The sequence below is a fragment of the Kitasatospora sp. Xyl93 genome, assembly GCF_055383135.1.
Genome location: NZ_AP029185.1, coordinates 4,156,833 through 4,176,531, shown reverse-complemented (window position 1 = coordinate 4,176,531; position 19,699 = coordinate 4,156,833). Strand labels below are relative to the sequence as shown.

The window sequence follows — 19,699 nt, the reverse complement described above, 5'->3', positions numbered from 1 at the left end:
GGGGCAGGTCCGCTACTGCTGCCCGCCCGCCGACCGCAGTTCGGTGGTGCCGGAGTAGCCGGGCAGGGTCAGCTCGCCACTCTCCTGGACCTTCCAGCCCAGCCCGTACGCCTGGACGTACTGGAGGTAGTTGCGGATCGTCGGGTCCGCCTCGACGGCGGAGCGCAGGGCGTCGGTCCGCCCGACCGCCTTGACCACGTACGGCGGGGAGTAGACCCGGCCCTGGAGCAGCAGGGTGTTGCCGACGCAGCGGACGGCGCTGGTGGAGATCAGCCGCTGGTCCATCACCTGCACGCCCTCGGCGCCGCCCCGCCACAGCGCGTTGACCACGGCCTGGATGTCCTGCTGGTGGATCACCAGGTCGTTGACGCCGGGCTCGGGCACCCCGGGGATGCGCGCGGTGGCGTTCGGCGGGGCGTCGTTGAGGGTGACGGTCAGGCCGCCGCCCTGGAGCGGCTCCAGCGCGGCGCCGGTGCGCAGGCCGTCCAGCCGCACGGCGTCGGCGGGGTCGTGGCCCTGCTGCTCGGTGAGCTGCTGGGCGCGGGCCTGGAGGTCGGCGAGCTGGGACTGCGCCTGCTGGTTCTGCGCGCTGCGCTGGCGGACCACGTCGCCGAGGCTCAGCAGCGAGTTGTCGGTCCGCAGGTCGGTGCCGCGGGCGGTCTGCGCGCTGATGTAGAAGAGCAGACCGGCGAGCGCGAAGACGGCGCAGGTCAGGGCACGGCCGACAATTCGGGTGCCGGAGCGGCGGATACGGGCCGGCTCGGGGGGAATCGACAAATTAGTCACCGTACCCTTATCTCCTCAAGACCCGCAGAGCCACTACGCTAACGGACGCCGGTGGCATGTGGCGGAGCGGTCCCCAGGACGTTCTCCACGGCCGGCCCGGCCGATTCCACCCGTTGCACCCCGCGCGGTCTCACAGCGCATCGACAGGAGAGCTCCTCGTGCCGAAGTCTCGACTCCGCAAGAAGTCCGACTACACCCCGCCGACCACGGCCGCGGTGAAGATCAGCTCGGGCCGTGGTTGGGTCGCCCCGCTGATGCTGGCACTGTTCCTGATCGGCCTGGTGTGGATCGTCACCTACTACGTGACCAGCGGCACCTACCCGGTCGAGAGCTGGCGCAACTGGAACATCCTGGTCGGCTTCGGCTTCATCGCCGCGGGGTTCGGCGTCTCCACCCAGTGGAAGTGACGGCCCGCCCGTCCTGAGGCTCGGCTCCGAGCCGTTCTTCCGCCGCTCCGGATCGCTCGTCCCGGGGCGGCGGTCAGGCGTGTCCGGAGCCGGGTAGGGATCCGGCCGGTTATCCCACCATCCGACCACCCGCTTATCCACATGGTTATCCACACTGGGGAAAAGTCTCCCCAGCCTGTGGATAACCTTTCCGGGTGCGGCCGTCCACAGCTGTGCACAACTCCCCGGGAATCGGGAAACCGCACAGCAGGACACGCGTAGAACAGCAGTCCACAACCGCGTGGACGCACAGGCTGTGCACAACCCCGCACCCGCTGTGGACAAACGTCCGAGGGGGCGGGCCCGTCAGCTCCCGTAGAGGGCCATCCCGGCCAGCAGCATCCCCGCCTCGACCGCCACCGCGCCGGCCACCGCCAGCGCCTGCACCGGGCCGCGGCGCTCGCGCGGGGCGTACATCAGGCCGGCCGCGGTCAGCGAGCCGAGCAGCAGGCCGCCGACGTGCGCCCGCCAGTCGATGCCGGGGCGGGAGAAGGTGACGATCAGGTTGAAGACCAGGAACGCCATCGCCGGGCCGAGCGGGCCACGGTTGCGCAGCTGCAGCACGATCGTGGCGCCGATCAGCCCGAAGACCGCCCCCGAGGCGCCCACCGAGTTCATCCAGTCGCCGGCCACCACGAAGGCGAAGGTGCTGCCGCCCAGGGCGGAGACCAGGTAGAGGGCCAGGAAGCGCAGCCGGCCGAGCGCCTCCTCCAGCGGCGGGCCGAGCCAGAACAGCACCAGCATGTTCATCCCGACGTGCCACCACTCCAGGTGGAGGAAGGCGGCGGTCAGCAGCCGGTACCACTGGCCCGGGCCGTCGGCGATGCCCGCCGGGCCGCCGAGGATGTCCCGCCCGGCGCTGAACAGCGACCAGGTCTGGCCCAGCCGCGGGGCGAGCACGTAGGCCGCCAGCACCCAGACCACGACGTTGACCCCGATCAGCACCCGGGTGACCAGCCCGCCGTCGGCGGCCAGGGCGCCGCCGAACCGGGTGGTCGCCTGCCGCGACCCGGCGTGGCCGTCGCCGACGCACTCCGGGCACTGGAAGCCCACCGAGGCGGCCACCATGCAGCGGGGGCAGATCGGCCGCTCGCAGCGGGTGCAGGAGACCCCGGTGGGGGTCTGCGGGTGCCGGTAGCAGCCGGGCGGCCCGGCCTCCGGGGACCGATCGGCCGACGACTGCGGCTCGTCCGGGAGCATCAGCGGGGTCCCCTTCCCGTACACGACCTCCGAAACCGCCAGCCTACTGCCGCACCCCCGCTCCCGGACCTACTCCCCCACAGCCACCCGGTCCGCCCCTACGCCCCCGCTCGTACGGCCCGCCCGGTGTGCCGCCCCCGCCCCCTGCCCGCCCCGCAGGGGCCCCGCGTACGGCCCACCCGGTGTGCCGCCCCCGCCCCCCTCTCCCCGCCGCCCCCTGCCCGCCCCGCAGGGGCCCCGCGTACGGCCCATCCGAAGTGCCTTCGGACAAATCAGGAGGCATGATCAGCATTCAGGTGGATATGTGCATAAAGGACGCCACCCAGGAGGAGAGACTCGTGAGCTTTTCGGATTCGGCCCGAGAAACAGCCACCAGGACCCGGGACACCGCCGCACAGGTCGCGGACGGCGCCAAGCAGCGCCTCGGCCCCGCCTTGGACGCCTTCGGTCCGAAGGCCGCGCTGGCCGCCCACAACCTCCGCAGCCAGTACGACCGGCACCTAGCCCCGCAGTTCGGCCACGCCTTCGCCAGCCTGCCGCCGGACGCCCAGCAGAATGCCCTGAAGGCCCTCCACCGGGCCCAGGAGGCCGCCCTGGCGGCCCGCCTGTCCGCCACCCGGGCCGCAGACCAGGCCCGGGCCACCGTGGGTCCCAGGGTCGCCCAGGCGGTCGAGGAGGCCCGCGCGACCGTCGGCCCGGTCGCCCAGGAGGCCCAGGCCCGCGGCGCGGCCGCGCTGACCGCCCTCCAGGGCAACGTCAGCTCGGCCGAGATCAGCGAGCTGGCCGCCCGGAACGCCCGGAAGGCGCACTGCAACCGGACCGCCACCGGCCTCGCCGTGGCCGGCCTGCTGGCGATCGGCGGCGGCATCGTGGCCTGGCAGTGGTGGCGCCGGCACAGCAACCCGGAGTGGCTGGTCGAGCCCCCCGCCCCGCAGGAGCCCCGGCCGGCCGGTGCGCACGCCGCCTCCGCCCCGGTGAACGGCTCCGGCCCGGACTTCCCCGGCGAGTCCACGGACGGCGTCCCGTCCGCCGAGAACGGCGGCCCGGCCCCCGAGGACGGACCGCAGTCGCGCTGACCGCACGGCGCCCCCGGAAACGCCGATCGGCCGCCGCCCTGGATTCCAGGGCGGCGGCCGGTCGGTTACTGCTGTGAACTGTGGAGCATAGGAGACTCGAACTCCTGACATCTGCCTTGCAAAGGCAGCGCTCTACCAACTGAGCTAATGCCCCTCGACGGCACCGCGCGCGTGCCAACGGGCACTAGCGTACCGGTTTCCGGCGCGATTCCCAGCGCCGTCCCCCTGCGGCAGTGCCGTTCCAGAGGGTCGGCCGGTCCGGTGCGTCGACCGGGCCGGCCGGCCCGCGAGGCGCCGACGGGCGCCTCCGGAGTTCGTCGGTCGTCAGATCGCCGGGTGCTCAGCGACCGGCCGGGACCGGGTCGGTGGCCTCGGTCCACAGGTCCTGCTCGGCGCGGTCCGCCTGGACCTGACGGTAGACAAAGAAGCCGCCGAGGGCGACCAGGGCGACCAGGAGAAGCTTCTTCACCGCGGGACCTCGTCCTTCTTGCGTTGGTGGACTCAAGAGCCGGATCCGGCCGGACTGACCGGGCCGACGAGTCCAGTTGTGTTTCGCTCGCGAAAGGGCGGCCGGGTGCCAGACTGCCCTTGCGGCCGATGATACACACCGGTGTCCCAATCGTGACCAGCCACCGGTGCGGCCAACCCGGCGGTCCGGTCCCAGGATTGACGCCGCACCTCCTGGCGGGCGGTCCGGCCGGCCCCGGACCGCCCCGGCCGCCACCCGGTCAGGCGCGGCCCGCCGGGCCGTCCACGGGTCCGTCCGCCGGGCTGCCCGGCACCACCACCACGGCCCTGCCGCCCGCCAGGTCCACGCTGGTCCGGGGCGGCGCCCCCTCGCCCTCCTCGTCCCGCAGCATCAGGGTGCTGCCGCGTTCGTCGAGCTCGTGCTGCTTGCCCGCGGCGAACTGCGCGTGCAGCTGTTCGAACCCGGTGGCCGAGATCTGCCCCTCCCGCCCGGTCCCCCGCCAGGGCACCCACCGGGCGCGGCCCGCCCGCAGTGCCAGCTGATCGAGCGCCGCCAGCACCACCAGGGCGCAGACCAGTCCGGGGATGCTCATCGCCCACAACATCGCCATGCCGTGTCACCAACCCTCCACCGCCTCTCCCCGGAGAACAGCCGGGACCGGCGGCCGGTTCCCGGCCCGGCGGAGGGAGACACGCCGGGAGACACGCCGGAAGCGTGGCGGGAAACGGAGCGGGAAACGCCGAAGGGCCCGGAGTGGATCACTCCGGGCCCTTCGGGGAGGTGGGCCTAACAGGACTTGAACCTGTGGCCTCTTCCTTATCAGGGAAGCGCTCTAACCGTCTGAGCTATAGGCCCTCACCGAGAAGAGATCGTACCGGATTCCGGCCGGCCCGCGGCCCCGTCCGATCCCAGGACGTGTCGAAGGGCCCGGAGTGGATCACTCCGGGCCCTTCGCGGTGGTGGGCCTAACAGGACTTGAACCTGTGGCCTCTTCCTTATCAGGGAAGCGCTCTAACCGTCTGAGCTATAGGCCCTTGCCGCACTGAAAGATTAGCGGACCGACGGCCGTTCTCCCAAATCCGGATCCCCCGGGGCCGCGGCGGCGCCCCCCGCGACCAGCCGCGCCGCACCCGTGGCGGGGCGCAGCAGCCACTCCTCGCGGGTCGGCGGGAGGCCCGCCGCGCCCTCCTCGGTGCTGCGGACGGCGAGCACCTGGTTGATCCCGATCCGGTTCTGCTCGAAGGCCAGCGCGGAGGCCGCCATGTACAGCCGCCAGACCCGGGCCCGGCCGCGGCCGACCAGCCGGACCGCCTCCGTCCAGTGCGCCTCCAGGTTGGCCACCCACTCGCGCAGGGTCAGCCCGTAGTGCTCGCGCAGCGACTCGACGTCCCGGACCTCGAAGCCGGCCTCCTCCAGCCGGGCCACGGTGGAACCGACCGGGGAGAGCTCGCCGTCCGGGAAGACGTAGCGGTCGATGAAGGGGCTGGTGCGGTGCTGCTCGCCGGGGAGGTCGGGGCGGCGGGCGATCTGGTGGTTGAGCAGCCGGCCGCCGGGCACCAGCAGCCGGTACAGGCCCTCGGCGTACACCCGGTACTGCTCGGAGCCGACGTGCTCGGCCATGCCGACGCTGGAGATCGCGTCGAAGGGCCCGTCGGCGATCTCCCGGTAGTCCTGGAGCCGGATCTCGACCCGGTCGGACAGCCCGGCCTCCTCGACCCGGGCGCGGGCCAGCGCGACCTGCTCCCGGGAGATGGAGACGCCGACCGCGGTGACGCCGTAGTGCTTCGCGGCGTGCAGCAGCAGTGATCCCCAGCCGCAGCCGACGTCCAGCAGGCGCATCCCGGGGCGCAGGCCGAGCTTGCGGCAGATGAGGTCGAGCTTGGCCTCCTGGGCGGCCTCCAGGCTCTTCGCCTCCGGCGTCCAGTAGGCGCACGAGTAGACCATCGAGGAGCCCAGCACGAGCCGGTAGAAGTCGTTCCCGACGTCGTAGTGGTGGCTGATGGCCGCGCGGTCCCGGCTGCGGCTGTGCAGCCGCCCGGCGGCCCTGCGGACCTCCTCGCGCGGCGGTTCGGGTTCGAGGCCGACCGCTCCGGCCCGCACCGCGGCGGCGAGCACCCGGCGGCCCTTGGGGCCGAGCGCGTCGCGCGGCCCGAGGGCCAGGGCGCGGATGTCCGGCCGCTCGGCGAAGCGGGCGACGGCGGAGAGCGTCTCGTACAGGTCGGTGCCGGGGGCGAGTTCGAGGTCCCCCGCGACGTAGGCCCGGGCCAGGCCCAGCTCGTCCGGCTGCCAGATCAGCCGGCGCAGCGCCCGGCGGTTGCGCAGGACCAGGGTGGGCGCGCCCGGCGGCCCGGCGACGCTGCCGTCCCAGGCCTGCACCCGCAGCGGTACCGGGACCCCCAACAGCCCTTCCAGGGCCTCGACCAGTTGACCTGCGAGCTTCGCCACCGCGCGCCTCCGTCCAGTCGTCCTGCGGAAACCTCAGCTGACCCGGTCGGGCGGACCGGGGGCGGCCTGCGGCACTCCCAGGCGCGGGACGGGCGGCACCCAGCTAAGCCCACCGCGGCCGCCCGGTTTCCGGGCGGCGCGCCGCGGGCGGCCGGCTGTCACCCGAAATGCCGACGGGCCCCACCGGCTGCAACAGCCGGTGGGGCCCGCACATTCCGTCCGCGGACGGGAAGCTGACCGAGGGTCAGGATCCGGCCGGGATCAGTCCTCCTCGGCCAGGGTGAGCTCGACGCCGCCGGTGAAGCCGGCCGCCGCGTTGTAGATGAACGCGGAGAGCGTGGACAGGGCGGTCAGCAGGACGACGTCGACCACGGCGATCAGCGTGGTGAAGGTCATCACCTTGCCGAAGCCGACGTAGTCCATCAGGTTGAGGCCGCCGCTGCTGTCCGAGCCGGTGACGTCCTTGAGGGTCTTGGTCAGCGAGTCGAAGACGCCGAGCGAGTCCAGCGTCATCCACAGCACGGCCGCGGCCACGATGATGATGATGCCGACGGCCAGCGACAGCAGGAAGCTGACCTTCATCACGGACCACGGGTCGACCTTGGTCACCCGCAGCCGGGCCTTGCGGGTCCGGCCGAGTCCGGGGCCGCCGGCCACCGCGGCCGGGGCCGGCGCGGGGCGGCGCGCCGCCCCGGCGGCCGGGGCGCCGCCGACCGGGGTCCCGCCGGGCGGGGTGTTGCCGCCGGTCCGGGTGCCCCGGGCCGGGGTCGGCTGCCCCTTGGCGTACGTGGTCGGCTGCGAGAAGCCGCCCGAGCCGGGGGCCGGGCTGCTCGGCGGCACGGGCGGCTGCCCGCCGTAGGTCGCACCGCTCTGGCCCGCTCCGCCGGCCGGTGGCATCAGCGAGGTGGACGCGGCCGAGTGCTCGTTCGGCGGCTGCGGCACACCGTACGAACCCCCGCCCTGCGCGCCCGGACGGCCGCCGGAGGTTCCTCCCGCAGCACCCGTGGCTCCACTCACCTGGTCCTCCCGCACTTCCCACCAGGACGGCGGCGCCGCCCTGCCTGTCACTCGTCATCCAGCGCCCGGCGGGATTGCCCGGAACTGGTCGGCGCCCGGAGCCGCCGCGTCCTTCGGTCGGAACGCGGCGGCACCGGTCTGCGGTTCGGCTCAGGCCTCGACGTCTCCGTCGACCACCGTCGCCGCACCCTCGGCCGTCTCGGTGGACTCGGTACCCGCCACCTCGTCCTCCGCCGTCTCCTCGTCCTCGGCCTCCGCGTTGCGGGCCATGCCCACGACCGCGTCGCGCTTTCCGAGGTTGATCAGTTGGACGCCCATGGTGTCACGTCCGGTTTCACGAACCTCGGAAACCCTCGTGCGGATCACCCCACCCGAGAGGGTGATCGCCATGATCTCGTCGGATTCGTCGACCACGAGCGCGCCGACCAGCGAACCCCGGCCCTCGACGATCTTCGCCGCCTTGGTGCCGTAGCCGCCGCGTCCCTGCACACGGTACTCGTCCACACCGGTTCGCTTGGCGTACCCGCCGTCCGTGGCGGTGAAGACGTACGTGCCCGGACGGACGACGTTCATCGAGAGCAGCTCGTCGTCCTCGCGGAAGGCCATGCCCTTGACGCCGGAGGTGGCGCGGCCGGTGGAGCGCAGGGCGTCGTCGGTCGCGGTGAACCGGATCGACTGGGCCTTCTTGGAGACCAGCAGCAGGTCGTCCTCCGGGGAGACCAGCTCGGCGCCGATCAGCTCGTCGTCCCGGCCCTCCTCGTCCTGGCGCAGGTTGATCGCGATCAGGCCGCCGGAGCGCGGGGAGTCGTAGTCCTTCAGCGGGGACTTCTTCACCAGGCCGGCCCGGGTGGCGAGGACCAGGTACGGCTTGTCCTCGTACGTGCGGACGGCCATCACCTGGGCGATGTGCTCGTCCGGCTGGAAGGCCAGCAGGTTGGCGACGTGCTGGCCGCGGGCGTCGCGCCCGGCGTCCGGCAGCTCGTAGCCCTTGGCGCGGTAGACCCGGCCCTTGTTGGTGAAGAACAGGATCCAGTTGTGGGTCGTCGTCACGAAGAAGTGGTCGACGATGTCGTCCTGCTTCAGCTGGGCGCCGCGCACGCCCTTGCCGCCGCGCTTCTGCGAGCGGTAGAGGTCGGAGCGGGTCCGCTTGACGTAGCCGCCACGGGTGATCGTGACGACGATGTCCTCCTCGGCGATGAGGTCCTCGATGGAGAGGTCGCCGTCGGACGGGATCAGCGTGGAGCGCCGGTCGTCCCCGTACTTCTCGACGAGCGCGGTGAGCTCCTCGGAGATGATCTCCCGCTGGCGGGTCGGCGAGGCCAGGATCGCGTTGTACTCGTCGATCTTGCGCTGGAGCTCGTCGTGCTCGTCCATGATCCGCTGGCGCTCCAGGGCGGCCAGGCGGCGCAGCTGCATCTCCAGGATGGCGTTGGCCTGGAGCTCGTCGATGTCGAGCAGGCCCATCAGGCCGGTGCGGGCGGCGTCGGCACTGGCCGAGGCCCGGATCAGTGCGATGACCTCGTCGATCAGGTCCAGGGCCTTGAGCAGGGCGCGCAGGATGTGGGCGCGCTCCTCGGCCTTGCGCAGGCGGAAGGTGGTGCGCCGGACGATGACCTCGACCTGGTGGTTGACCCAGTGCCGGATGAAGGAGTCCAGCGACAGGGTGCGCGGCACGCCGTCGACCAGGGCCAGCATGTTGGCGCCGAAGTTGGTCTGCAGCTCGGTGTGCTTGTACAGGTTGTTGAGCACGACCTTGGCGACCGCGTCGCGCTTGAGCACCACGACCAGGCGGGTGCCGGTGCGCGACGAGGACTCGTCGCGGACGTCGGCGATGCCGGCGATCTTGCCGTCCTTGACCAGGTCGGCGATCTTCAGCGCGAGGTTGTCCGGGTTGACCTGGAACGGCAGCTCGGTGATCACCAGGCACTGGCGGCCCTGGATCTCCTCGACCTCGACGACGGCGCGCATGGTGACCGAGCCGCGGCCGGTGCGGTAGTAGTCGTCGATGCCGCGGCGGCCGACGATCAGCGCACCGGTGGGGAAGTCGGGGCCCTTGATCCGCTCGATCAGGGCGTCCAGCAGCTCCTCGGCGGAGGCCTCCGGGTTCTCCAGGTACCAGAGCGCGCCGGAGGCGACCTCGCGGAGGTTGTGCGGCGGGATGTTGGTGGCCATGCCGACCGCGATGCCGGTGGCGCCGTTGACCAGCAGGTTGGGGAAGCGGGCCGGCAGGACGGTCGGCTCCTGGGAGCGGCCGTCGTAGTTGGGCGCGAAGTCGACGGTCTCCTCGTCGATGTCGCGCATCATCTCCATGGCCAGCGGCATCAGCTTGCACTCGGTGTAGCGCATGGCCGCCGCCGGGTCGTTGCCCGGGGAGCCGAAGTTGCCGTTGCCGTCCACCAGCGGCATCCGCAGCGACCACGGCTGGGCCAGGCGGACCACGGTGTCGTAGATCGAGGTGTCGCCGTGCGGGTGGTAGTTGCCCATGACGTCGCCGACGACGCGGGCGCACTTGTAGTAGCCCTTCTCGGGGCGGTACCCGCCGTCGTACATCGCGTAGAGCACGCGGCGGTGCACCGGCTTGAGGCCGTCGCGGACCTCGGGCAGCGCACGGCTGACGATCACGCTCATCGCGTAGTCGAGGTACGAGCGCTGCATCTCGGTCTCGAGCTCGACCGGCTCGATCCGCATCGTCGCCTGGGCGGTGGCCTCGGCGGCCTCGGGGGTCTCGGGCTGGTCGCCTTCGGGACGGTTGTCGTCGACCACTGGTGGTCAGTTTCCTTTCACGCGGACTGGAACGTGCGGGGCCTGGGGTGCAGGCGTCACACGTCCAGGAAGCGGACGTCCTTGGCGTTGCGCTGGATGAAGGAGCGGCGGGCCTCGACGTCCTCGCCCATCAGCACGGAGAACAGCTCGTCGGCACGGGCGGCGTCCTCCAGGGTGACCTGCAGCAGCAGGCGGTGCTCGGCGTCCATGGTGGTGACCCGGAGCTCCTCGGCGTTCATCTCGCCGAGACCCTTGAAGCGCTGGATCGCGTCGTCCTTGGGCAGTCGGCGCCCGGCCTCGACCCCGGCGGCGATCAGCGCGTCGCGCTCGCGGTCGGAGTAGGCGTACTCGAAGTCGTCCTTGCCCCACTTGATCTTGTACAGCGGGGGCATGGCGAGGTAGACGTACCCGGACTCGACCAGCGGCCGCATGAAGCGGAACAGCAGGGTGAGCAGCAGGGTGCGGATGTGCTGTCCGTCGACGTCGGCGTCGGCCATCAGGACGATCTTGTGGTACCGCAGCTTGGACTCGTCGTAGTCCTCCTGGATGCCGCAGCCGAAGGCCGAGATGAGCGCCTGGACCTCGGTGTTCTGGAGGACCTTGTCGATCCGGGCCTTCTCGACGTTCAGGATCTTGCCGCGGATCGGCAGGATGGCCTGGGTGCGCGGGTCGCGGCCCTGCTTGGCGGAGCCGCCGGCGGAGTCACCCTCGACGATGAAGATCTCGCACTCGGACGGGTCCTTGGACTGGCAGTCCGAGAGCTTGCCCGGCAGCGAGGCGGACTCCAGCAGGCCCTTGCGGCGGGTCAGGTCGCGGGCCTTGCGGGCGGCGACGCGCGCGGTGGCGGCCTGGATGGACTTGCGGATGATGTCCGCGGCCTCGTTGGGGTTGCGGTCCAGCCAGTCGTTGAGCTGCTCGTGGACGACCTTCTGGACGAAGGTCTTGGCCTCGGTGTTGCCGAGCTTGTCCTTGGTCTGGCCCTCGAACTGCGGCTCGCCGAGCTTGACCGAGATGATCGCGGTCAGACCCTCGCGGATGTCCTCGCCGGAGAGGTTGTCGTCCTTCTCGCGGAGCAGCTTCTTGTCCCGCGCGTAGCGGTTGACCAGGCCGGTCAACGCGGCGCGGAAGCCCTCCTCGTGGGTGCCGCCGCCGTGGGTGTGGATGGTGTTGGCGAAGCTGTAGACCCCCTCGGTGTAGGAGGAGTTCCACTGCATCGCGATCTCCACCGAGATCGCCTTGTCCTTGTCCTCCGCCTCGAAGTCGATCACCGAGGGGTGGATGACCTCGCCCTTGCGGGAGTTGAGGTGGGCGACGAAGTCCGCGATGCCGCCGTCGTACTTGTACGTGACGGTGAGCGGCTTGCCCTCCTCGTCGACGTGCTCGGGGCGCTCGTCGGTCAGCGAGATGGACAGGCCCTTGTTGAGGAAGGCCATCTCCTGGAAGCGCCGGGAGAGCGTCTCGAAGGAGTAGACGGTGGTCTCGAAGATGTCCGGGTCGGCCCAGAAGGTCACCGTGGTGCCGGTGCGGTCGGTCTCCGCGCCCTTCACCAGGGCGGCCGTCGGGGCGCCCATCTTGTAGTCCTGCGTCCAGATGTGGCCGTCCTTGTGGATCTCCACGGAGAGCCTGGTGGACAGCGCGTTCACCACGGAGACGCCGACGCCGTGCAGACCACCGGAGACGGCGTAGCCGCCGCCGCCGAACTTGCCGCCGGCGTGCAGGACGGTGAGCACGACCTCGACGGCCGGCTTGTCCTGGCCGGGGACGATGTCCACCGGGATGCCTCGGCCGTTGTCGACGCAGCGGATCGCTCCGTCCGCCAGGATCGTGACGTCGATGGTGTCGGCGTACCCGGCCATCGCCTCGTCGACGGAGTTGTCCACGACCTCCTGCACCAGGTGGTGCAGGCCGCGCTCGCCCGTCGAACCGATGTACATGCCGGGGCGCTTGCGGACGGCGTCGAGGCCTTCCAGCACCTGGATGTTGCTACCGGTGTAGGAAGCCTGGTCGGACTGGTCTGGGGTCTGGCTGGGGTTGCCGGAATCGGCCACGAAGCGCCCTCTCTGGCACAGCACGGGCCGCATGCCCACCCCGGGCGGGCGGGCGTGCGACCACAGCGTTTCGACTCGGTTGCCACTAGCAACAGTGTTTGGCTTTCAGTCTACCGGTACGACTGACAGAGATGGGCGTTTGGCAGCCCTTGAGGGCAGATACGCCGCCCTGAATCCCCTCTGCACATGTCCCGATACTCGACCCGGGGGCCCAGGGCGCCTGGAAGGGCTGTCAGGGGTTCCGGAAGATCGCCATCCGATCCGCGCCTCCGGCGGCGGTCCGGCGTCCCGGTCAGCCCCAGGTGTCGCCCGGCCCCTTGCTCCCCGGGGCGCGCAGCCGGCCGTAGCCGCGGGCGGGCGCCGCCGGGCCGAGCACCTTGATGGTCCGGACCGTCCCGTGCCCCAGCTCGTGGTTCAGACGTGCCACCAACTGCCGCGCCAGCCAGCGCAGTTGGGTGGCCCAGGCGGTGGAGTCGCACTGCACGGTGAGCACCGCGGCGGCCTCGTCGTAGGAAGAGGGGTGGCAGTGCGCGGCGATGTCCGGGCCGACGATCTGCGGCCAGCGGCCCATCACCCCGCCGACCGCGGCCGAGGACTCCCAGCCGCGCTCGGTCAGCAGCCGGTTGAGCGCCGCTCCCAGCGGGACGGGGTCGCGGCCGTCCGAGCGGGCGCCGCTGCGCAGGCCGTGCCGCTTCGCCTCGCGCTTCTCCCGGACCTGCTCGCCGCGCTGGCGGGCCTGGGCCCGGGCCGCCCGCAGCGCGGAGCGGGCGAGGTCGGCGCCGGTCGGCGCGGGGGCACCGGGCTGGGGGGAGTTCTCCGCCGGCTCGCTCACGGCGATCTCCTTTCCCCAGCCTGTGGACAACGCTGAGCGATCCAGCGTACGGGAGGGCGCGGACGGCGGACGGCCGGGTGCGGTGCGACCGGCCCCGGCGGGAGGAAGTAAGGAGGGGGTCAGACGTCGGTCCGGCGCACCACGCCGTCGGAGACCGAGAACCGGGCTCCGGCCAGCGCCTTCGGCACGTCCTCGGCGACCGCCGCGGTCACCAGCACCTGCTCGCCGCCGGCCACCAGCTCGGCCAGCCGGTCCCGGCGGGCGGCGTCCAGCTCGGCGAACACGTCGTCCAGGATCAGCACCGGTTCGCCGCCGTCGGCGCGCAGCAGCTCGTACGAGGCCAGCCGCAGCGCCAGCGCGAACGACCAGGACTCGCCGTGGCTGGCGTAGCCCTTGGCGGGCAGCGGGCCGAGCTTGAGCACCAGCTCGTCGCGGTGCGGGCCGACCAGGGTGACGCCGCGATCGACCTCCTGCTTGCGGACCGCCTGCAGCGCGTTCAGCAGCTGCTCCTCGGCCTGCTCGCGGCTGGTCGGCAGCTCGCCCTCGAAGGAGCTGCGGTACTCCAGGGCGGTCTCGCCGCCACCAGGGGCCAGCTGCCCGTACGCGGCCGCCACCAGCGGCTGCAGGGCGGCCACCAGCTGGATCCGGAAGGCCGTCAACTCGGCTCCGGCGCGCGCCAGATGGCCGTCCCAGACCTCCAGGGTGGAGAGGTCGGCGCCCTTGCCGCCGCCGGCCCGGCGGGCCATCGCGGCGGTCTTCAGCAGGGCGTTGCGCTGCTTGAGCACCCGCTCGTAGTCCTGCCGGACCCCGGCCAGCCGGGGTGCCCGGGCGGTCAGCAGCTCGTCCAGGAAGCGCCGCCGCTCACCCGGGTCGCCCTTGACCAGGCTGAGGTCCTCGGGGGCGAACAGCACGGTGCGCAGCAGGCCCAGCACGTCGCGCGGGCGGACGTTGTCGGAGCGGTTGATCCGGGCCCGGTTGGCCTTGCCCGGGGTGAGCTCCAGCTCGACCAGGGTGGAGCGGCCGCGGTCCACCACCGAGGTGCGGACCACGGCCCGCTCGGCGCCCAGCCGGATCAGCGGGGCGTCGGTGGCGACCCGGTGGCTGCCCAGGGTGGCGACGTAGCCGATCGCCTCGACCAGGTTGGTCTTGCCCTGGCCGTTGGGCCCCACGAACGCCGTCACGCCCGGGTCGAGGGGAACCTCGGCCCGGGCGTACGACCGGAAGTCGGCGAGCGACAGATGCGCGACGTGCATGGCTGTGGACTGCGCCCGCCTTCTTGTGGAGGACCTGCTGGTTACTTGGACTCGACCGCGTGGCCGCCGAACTGGTTGCGCAGCGCGGCGATCATCTTCATCTGCGGCGAGTCGTCCTGGCGGGACGCGAAGCGGGCGAACAGCGAGGCGGTGATCGCCGGCAGCGGCACGGCGTGGTCGATCGCGGCCTCGACGGTCCAGCGGCCCTCGCCGGAGTCGGCGGCCCAGCCGCGCAGCTTGGCCAGGTGCTCGTCCTCGTCCAGGGCGCGGACGGCCAGGTCCAGCAGCCAGGAGCGGATGACGGTGCCCTCCTGCCAGCTGCGGAAGACCTCGCGCACGTCGGTGACCTCGGGGGCGGCCTCCAGCAGCTCCCAGCCCTCGGCGAAGGCCTGCATCATCGCGTACTCGATGCCGTTGTGGACCATCTTGGCGAAGTGGCCGGCGCCCACCGCGCCCGCGTGCACCGAGCCGAAGTCGCCCTCGGGCTTGAGGGCGTCGAAGACCGGCTGGACCTTCGCGACGTGCTCGGCGTCGCCGCCGTACATCAGCGCGTAGCCGTTCTCCAGGCCCCAGACGCCGCCCGAGACGCCGCAGTCCACGAAGCCGATGCCCTTGGCGGCCAGCGCCTCGGCGTGCTTGATGTCGTCGGTCCAGCGGGAGTTGCCGCCGTCGACCACCACGTCGCCGGGGGAGAGCAGCTCGGCGAGCTCGTCGACGGTCGCCTGGGTGGCGGCGCCCGCCGGCACCATGACCCAGACCACGCGCGGGCCCTGGAGCTTGGTGACGAGCTCCTGGAGGCTCTCGACGTCGGAGATGTCCGGGTTGCGGTCGTAGCCGATGACGGTGTGGCCGGCGCGGCGGATCCGCTCGCGCATGTTGCCGCCCATCTTGCCGAGACCGATGAGGCCGAGCTCCATGACCAAGTCCTTACCTGTGGTGACGTGCCTGCCGGCGGCGCCGTTGCCGCGCTCCTTGAGCCTACGCGCTGGAGCGGGCCCACCCGTCGGCGGTCGGGCCGGACGGGGGAGACGTCCACAGGCTGTGCACAGCGGGTGTGCACAGCCTGTGGACGGTCGGATCCGGGGGATCAGCCGGAGAGGCGGACCGGCATGATCAGGTACTGGTAGGCCTTGTCCTCCTCGGCGTCCACCGAGACCTTGCCGCTGAGCAGCGCCGGCTTGGTCGGGGTGGTGAAGCTGAGCTGGGCGTAGGGGGAGTCGATGGCCTTGAGGCCCTCCTCCAGGTAGCCCGGGTTGAAGGCGATCGAGATGGCGTCGCCCTCCAGGGAGGCCTCGATCCGCTCGGTGGCCTGGGCGTCGTCGCCCGAGCCGGCCTCCAGGGTGAGCACGCCCTCCTCGAAGTTCAGGCGGACCGGGGTGTTGCGCTCGGCGACCAGCGAGACGCGCTTGAGCGCCTCCAGGAAGGGCTGGGTCTGGATCGCGGCGACCGCGTTGAACTCGGTCGGGAACAGGCTGCGGAACTTGGGGAACTCGCCCTCCAGCAGCCGGGTGGTCGTCCGGCGGCCGGCGCCCTCGAAACCGATCAGGCCCTCGCCCGCGCCGCCCGAGGAGAGCGCGATGGAGACGGTGTCGCCGCTGCCCAGGGACTTGGCGATGTCCTGGAGGGTCTTGGCCGGGACCAGCGCGACGGCGGAGATGTCCGACTGCTCGGGCTTCCACAGCAGCTCGCGGACGGCGAAGCGGTAGCGGTCGGTGGCGGCCAGGGTGATCCGGTCGCCCTCGATCTCGACCCGGACGCCGGTGAGCACCGGGAGGGTGTCGTCGCGGCCGGCGGCGACCGCGGCCTGGCTGACGGCCGAGGCGAAGACGTCGCCGGCGACGGTGCCGGTGGCGGTCGGCATCTGGGGGAGCGCGGGGTACTCGTCCACCGGGAGGGTGGGGAGGGTGAAGCGGGAGCTGCCGCAGACCACGCTGACCCGCTGGCCGTCGGTGGAGATCTCCACCGGGCGGTTGGGGAGGTTGCGGGAGATGTCGTTCAGCAGCCGGCCGGAGACCAGGACGGTGCCGGCCTCCTCGACGTCCGCCTCCAGCTCGACCCGGGCCGAGACCTCGTAGTCGAAGCCGGACAGCGCCAGGCTGCCCTCCTGCGCGGTCAGCAGCAGGCCGGCCAGCACCGGCACCGGCGGCCGTGCCGGGAGGCTGCGGGCAGCCCAGGCCACCGCCTCCGCGAGGACGTCACGCTCCACCCGGAACTTCACCGGTAACCGCCTCCTGGATCGAGCGCTCCCGCTCGCACTCTGGTTCGTCTGGTCTTGATCGTCGGTTCGGGCTGTCCGCCGAGCTGGGTCGCTCCGCTTCCAGTCGCAAGGACAGTCTGACGTACTCCGCCGACAGACGGGGCAGACGGGCGGAAGCGACTCGAACGGTTGTCGGAGACCGGTTGTCCACAGATTCGGGGCCCACCCACTTTGAAAGCAAGTCCCGGGTCTAAATGTGTAGTGGTAGTAGTAGGGCCTGTGGAAACCGTGGATAACCCCGTTTCCGCAGGTCAGAGCCCGAATTTTGTCCACAGGGACTGTGGACGGCGGCTGTGGACGGGCAGGCCTCGCTGTGGACAGCCGAGCGTTACCCACAGGGCACGCAGGGTATCCACAGGTTATCCCCAGGGCTGTCCCCAGATCCGGGCCCGGTTATCCACGGGCGCCGGTCAACTTTTCGTGACGCCTTTCACACCAGGGTATGAACGCCAGCCCACGGTTGTCGAACTGTGGACGCCGCTGTGGACAACCTGGGGATAACCGCCCTCCGCCTGGGGACAACCGGTGGACAACCCGGACGGCCCAGTGGCGGCCCGTCAATTGTCCACACCCTGTGGATAACCGTTGTGCACAAGTCCACAGGCACCTGACCTGCGCCGAAGAGCGTAGCGGTGACGGGCCTGTGGACGAATTCTGGATAACTCCGCACTCCCCACCCTGTGGACGGTGGAGAAGGTGCCGGTCCTGTGGACAACGGCCTTGCGCGCCCCCGGGTTTCGAATCACCGGTCAGTTGTTCGGCGCGGGTTGTGGACTGGCGGTCCGTCCGTCGACGGCATCCCTGCCCAGCCGGCGCGCGCCGCACACCTGTGGAGACGCGAAAAGGGCGTCAGGATCGCTCCTGACGCCCTGAAGGGCCTGCCCCGGGGTCGCGCTGTGCGGTGCCGCGGGCTCGACGCGGTCCGCGCGGTGCCGCTAGCTCTTGATGCGGTTGGTGAGTTCGGTGACCTGGTTGTAGATCGATCGCCGCTCGGCCATCAGCGAGCGGATCTTGCGGTCCGCGTGCATCACCGTGGTGTGGTCGCGGCCGCCGAACTGCGCGCCGATCTTCGGCAGCGAGAGGTCGGTGAGCTCCCGGCAGAGGTACATCGCGATCTGCCGGGCCGTCACCAGCACCCGGCTGCGCGAGGATCCGCAGAGGTCGTCCACGCCCAGGCCGAAGTACGCGGCGGTCTGCTGCATGATGACCTGCGCGGTGATCTCCGGGCCGGCGTCCTCGTCCCCGCCCGGGATCAGGTCCTTGAGGACGATCCCGGCCAACTCCAGGTCCACCGGAGCCCGGTTGAGGTTGGCGAAGGCGGTGACCCGGATCAGCGCGCCCTCCAGCTCCCGGATGTTGCGGGTGATCCGGGACGCGATGAACTCCAACACGTCGGCGGGAGCGTTCAGTTGCTCCTGGATCGCCTTCTTGCGCAGGATCGCGATCCGGGTCTCCAGCTCCGGCGGGGTGACGTCGGTGATCAGACCCCACTCGAAGCGGTTGCGCAGCCGGTCCTCCAGCGTGGTCAGCAGCTTGGGCGGCCGGTCCGAGGAGAGGACGATCTGCTTGTTCGCGTTGTGCAGGGTGTTGAAGGTGTGGAAGAACTCCTCCTGGGTGGACTCCTTGCTCGCGAGGAACTGGACGTCGTCCACGAGCAGGATGTCCATGTCCCGGTAGCGGCGGCGGAAGGTGTCCGCCTTGCCGTCCCGGATCGAGTTGATGAACTCGTTGGTGAACTCCTCGGAGGACACGTAGCGCACCCGGGTGCCCGGGAAGAGGCTGCGCGAGTAGTGCCCGATGGCGTGCAGCAGGTGGGTCTTGCCCAGCCCGGACTCGCCGTAGATGAAGAGCGGGTTGTACGCCTTGGCCGGGGCCTCGGCGACCGCCACCGCCGCCGCGTGCGCGAAGCGGTTGCTGGCGCCGATGACGAAGGTGTCGAACAGGTACTTGGGGTTCAGCCGGGCGGCCGGCTCGTCCTTGCGGGAGCCGCCGGCCGGGGGAGCGCCGGGCGGGGCCGGCACCCCGGGGACGCCGGGGCGTTCGGCGGAGCGCTCCGGGGCCGACTTCTCCGCGGGTCGGCCGCCGGAGGGGCGGGAGCCGCCGGTCCGGCGGCCGGCACCGGCGCGGGGCTGCTCGTTCGGGCCGGGGCCGTAGGCGCCGCCGAAGAGGTCACCCTGGGTGGTCGCGGGCGGGCCGGGGACGGGCCGCGGCGCCGGACGGGGCGCGGCCTCCTCCGGATCGCGGTAGCCGGGCGGCTGCTCCTGGTACCCGCTCTGCTCCTGGTACCCGCCCTGTTCCTGGTAGGCCGGCCAGCCCGGTCCGCCGCCGGGGCCGCCGTACGGGGCCTGGCGCTGCTCGTAGCCGCCGGTGTCGTAGCGGGGGCGCTCGTAGTCCTGCTCGTAGGGCCGGCCGTGCTCGTACGGCTGCTGGTAGCCCTGGCCGTTGTAGTCGGGGGCGTCCTCCTCGGCCGGGCCGGGGTAGGGCTCGGCGGGGGCCTGGGCGGCGGCCGCGGGGGTGGTCGGCACCGCGTTGGCGTCGACCATCACGGCGATCCGCACCGGGCGGCTGAGTTCACGGCTGAGGGCGTCGGTCAGCTGTGGCAGCAGCCGGCCCTCCAGCACCTGCTTGGCCCGCTCGTTCGGGGTCGCCAGCAGGGCGGTGTCGTGCATCATCCACATCGGCTGGGTGCGCTGCACCCACTGCTTGTCCATCTCCCCGACATCGGGGTCGCTGACCAGCCGCTCGACGACCCTGGCCCAGACCGGGACGAGGTCGCTGTTGACATCAGCCACTGGTGCACGCTTTCCAAGAACAAACCAGACAAGTTCTGCAACGGTAGTCAGCGAACAGAGCCGGATCAAGTCGTTGTCCACAGGCTGTGGGCAACCGGGGGCCGGGAGGGGCTGGTTTGACCCTCGCGCCCCGTCCCGCGTACCGTAACCAGGTCGAGTTGTCGATGGCCGCTGCCGCATGTCCGCGGGTCCACCCGCTCCATAAGGCGCGCAGCACGGGCGCCGTGGATTGCCTCAGACCCCAGCCGAACTGGGGCGATGGGCCGGATTTCCGAATCAGGGGAGATCACGCGGACGCACGGTGACGGCCAAGCG

General features: G+C 71.6%; 15 protein-coding genes and 3 tRNA genes. 2 read left to right on the top strand and 16 right to left on the bottom strand.

The annotated features are described in order from the left end of the window. Positions 1–12 precede the first annotated feature (12 nt). Positions 13–777, bottom strand: a complete 765-nt coding sequence (locus ACZ5GH_RS18660) for a DUF881 domain-containing protein (RefSeq protein WP_387760633.1) — start codon at positions 775–777, stop codon at positions 13–15. 167 nt (positions 778–944) lie between these two features. Between ACZ5GH_RS18660 and crgA the strand changes: the two genes are divergently transcribed. After that, positions 945–1,193, top strand: a complete 249-nt coding sequence (crgA, locus tag ACZ5GH_RS18655) for a cell division protein CrgA (protein ID WP_049656797.1) — start codon at positions 945–947, stop codon at positions 1,191–1,193. Between the two features lie 345 nt (positions 1,194–1,538). On the opposite strand, the gene ACZ5GH_RS18650 is transcribed toward crgA, so the two are convergent. Continuing rightward, entirely contained in the window at positions 1,539–2,432 is an 894-nt protein-coding gene (locus ACZ5GH_RS18650) for a rhomboid family intramembrane serine protease (RefSeq protein ID WP_464334798.1), read from the bottom strand. 338 nt (positions 2,433–2,770) lie between these two features. Between ACZ5GH_RS18650 and ACZ5GH_RS18645 the strand changes: the two genes are divergently transcribed. Then, positions 2,771–3,508 (top strand): DUF5324 family protein, encoded by a 738-nt coding sequence (locus ACZ5GH_RS18645; protein ID WP_464334797.1) that lies wholly within the window; start codon positions 2,771–2,773, stop codon positions 3,506–3,508. Between the two features lie 81 nt (positions 3,509–3,589). Here ACZ5GH_RS18645 and ACZ5GH_RS18640 read toward each other — a convergent pair. The 14 genes from ACZ5GH_RS18640 to dnaA form a co-directional block, all read right to left on the bottom strand. Further along, positions 3,590–3,662, bottom strand: a tRNA-Ala gene (locus tag ACZ5GH_RS18640). A 186-nt stretch (positions 3,663–3,848) separates the two neighbouring features. Beyond that, a complete protein-coding gene (locus ACZ5GH_RS18635) occupies positions 3,849–3,977 on the bottom strand; it encodes a DLW-39 family protein (protein ID WP_014137031.1) in 129 nt (42 codons plus the stop codon). Between the two features lie 259 nt (positions 3,978–4,236). Beyond that, a complete protein-coding gene (locus ACZ5GH_RS18630; RefSeq protein ID WP_387760630.1) occupies positions 4,237–4,569 on the bottom strand; it encodes a DUF6191 domain-containing protein in 333 nt (110 codons plus the stop codon). A gap of 189 nt (positions 4,570–4,758) precedes the next feature. After that, a tRNA-Ile gene (locus ACZ5GH_RS18625) sits at positions 4,759–4,832 on the bottom strand. Positions 4,833–4,934: 102 nt separating this feature from the next. Beyond that, a tRNA-Ile gene (locus ACZ5GH_RS18620) sits at positions 4,935–5,011 on the bottom strand. Positions 5,012–5,027: 16 nt separating this feature from the next. Further along, complete coding sequence (locus tag ACZ5GH_RS18615; RefSeq protein ID WP_464334796.1) at positions 5,028–6,422, bottom strand: class I SAM-dependent methyltransferase; 1,395 nt, start codon at positions 6,420–6,422, stop codon at positions 5,028–5,030. Positions 6,423–6,683: 261 nt separating this feature from the next. After that, positions 6,684–7,439 (bottom strand): DUF3566 domain-containing protein, encoded by a 756-nt coding sequence (locus ACZ5GH_RS18610; RefSeq protein WP_387760628.1) that lies wholly within the window; start codon positions 7,437–7,439, stop codon positions 6,684–6,686. A gap of 150 nt (positions 7,440–7,589) precedes the next feature. Beyond that, on the bottom strand, positions 7,590–10,127 hold the full coding sequence (gyrA, locus tag ACZ5GH_RS18605; RefSeq protein ID WP_387760651.1) for a DNA gyrase subunit A: 2,538 nt from the start codon (positions 10,125–10,127) through the stop codon (positions 7,590–7,592). Positions 10,128–10,258: 131 nt separating this feature from the next. Beyond that, positions 10,259–12,274: a DNA topoisomerase (ATP-hydrolyzing) subunit B gene (gene gyrB / locus ACZ5GH_RS18600; RefSeq protein WP_387760627.1), complete on the bottom strand. Its 2,016-nt coding sequence runs from the start codon at positions 12,272–12,274 to the stop codon at positions 10,259–10,261. Between the two features lie 268 nt (positions 12,275–12,542). Continuing rightward, entirely contained in the window at positions 12,543–13,082 is a 540-nt protein-coding gene (locus ACZ5GH_RS18595; protein WP_387760626.1) for a DciA family protein, read from the bottom strand. Positions 13,083–13,201: 119 nt separating this feature from the next. After that, on the bottom strand, positions 13,202–14,335 hold the full coding sequence (gene recF / locus ACZ5GH_RS18590) for a DNA replication/repair protein RecF (protein ID WP_387760625.1): 1,134 nt from the start codon (positions 14,333–14,335) through the stop codon (positions 13,202–13,204). A 41-nt stretch (positions 14,336–14,376) separates the two neighbouring features. Beyond that, on the bottom strand, positions 14,377–15,252 hold the full coding sequence (gene gnd / locus ACZ5GH_RS18585) for a phosphogluconate dehydrogenase (NAD(+)-dependent, decarboxylating) (protein ID WP_316522219.1): 876 nt from the start codon (positions 15,250–15,252) through the stop codon (positions 14,377–14,379). A gap of 170 nt (positions 15,253–15,422) precedes the next feature. Further along, positions 15,423–16,553 (bottom strand): DNA polymerase III subunit beta, encoded by a 1,131-nt coding sequence (dnaN, locus tag ACZ5GH_RS18580; RefSeq protein WP_387760623.1) that lies wholly within the window; start codon positions 16,551–16,553, stop codon positions 15,423–15,425. Positions 16,554–17,527: 974 nt separating this feature from the next. Next, the gene (dnaA, locus tag ACZ5GH_RS18575) at positions 17,528–19,384 is read right to left on the bottom strand and encodes a chromosomal replication initiator protein DnaA (protein WP_464334795.1); all 1,857 of its coding nucleotides are present in this window, start codon (positions 19,382–19,384) and stop codon (positions 17,528–17,530) included. Positions 19,385–19,699: the final 315 nt, after the last annotated feature.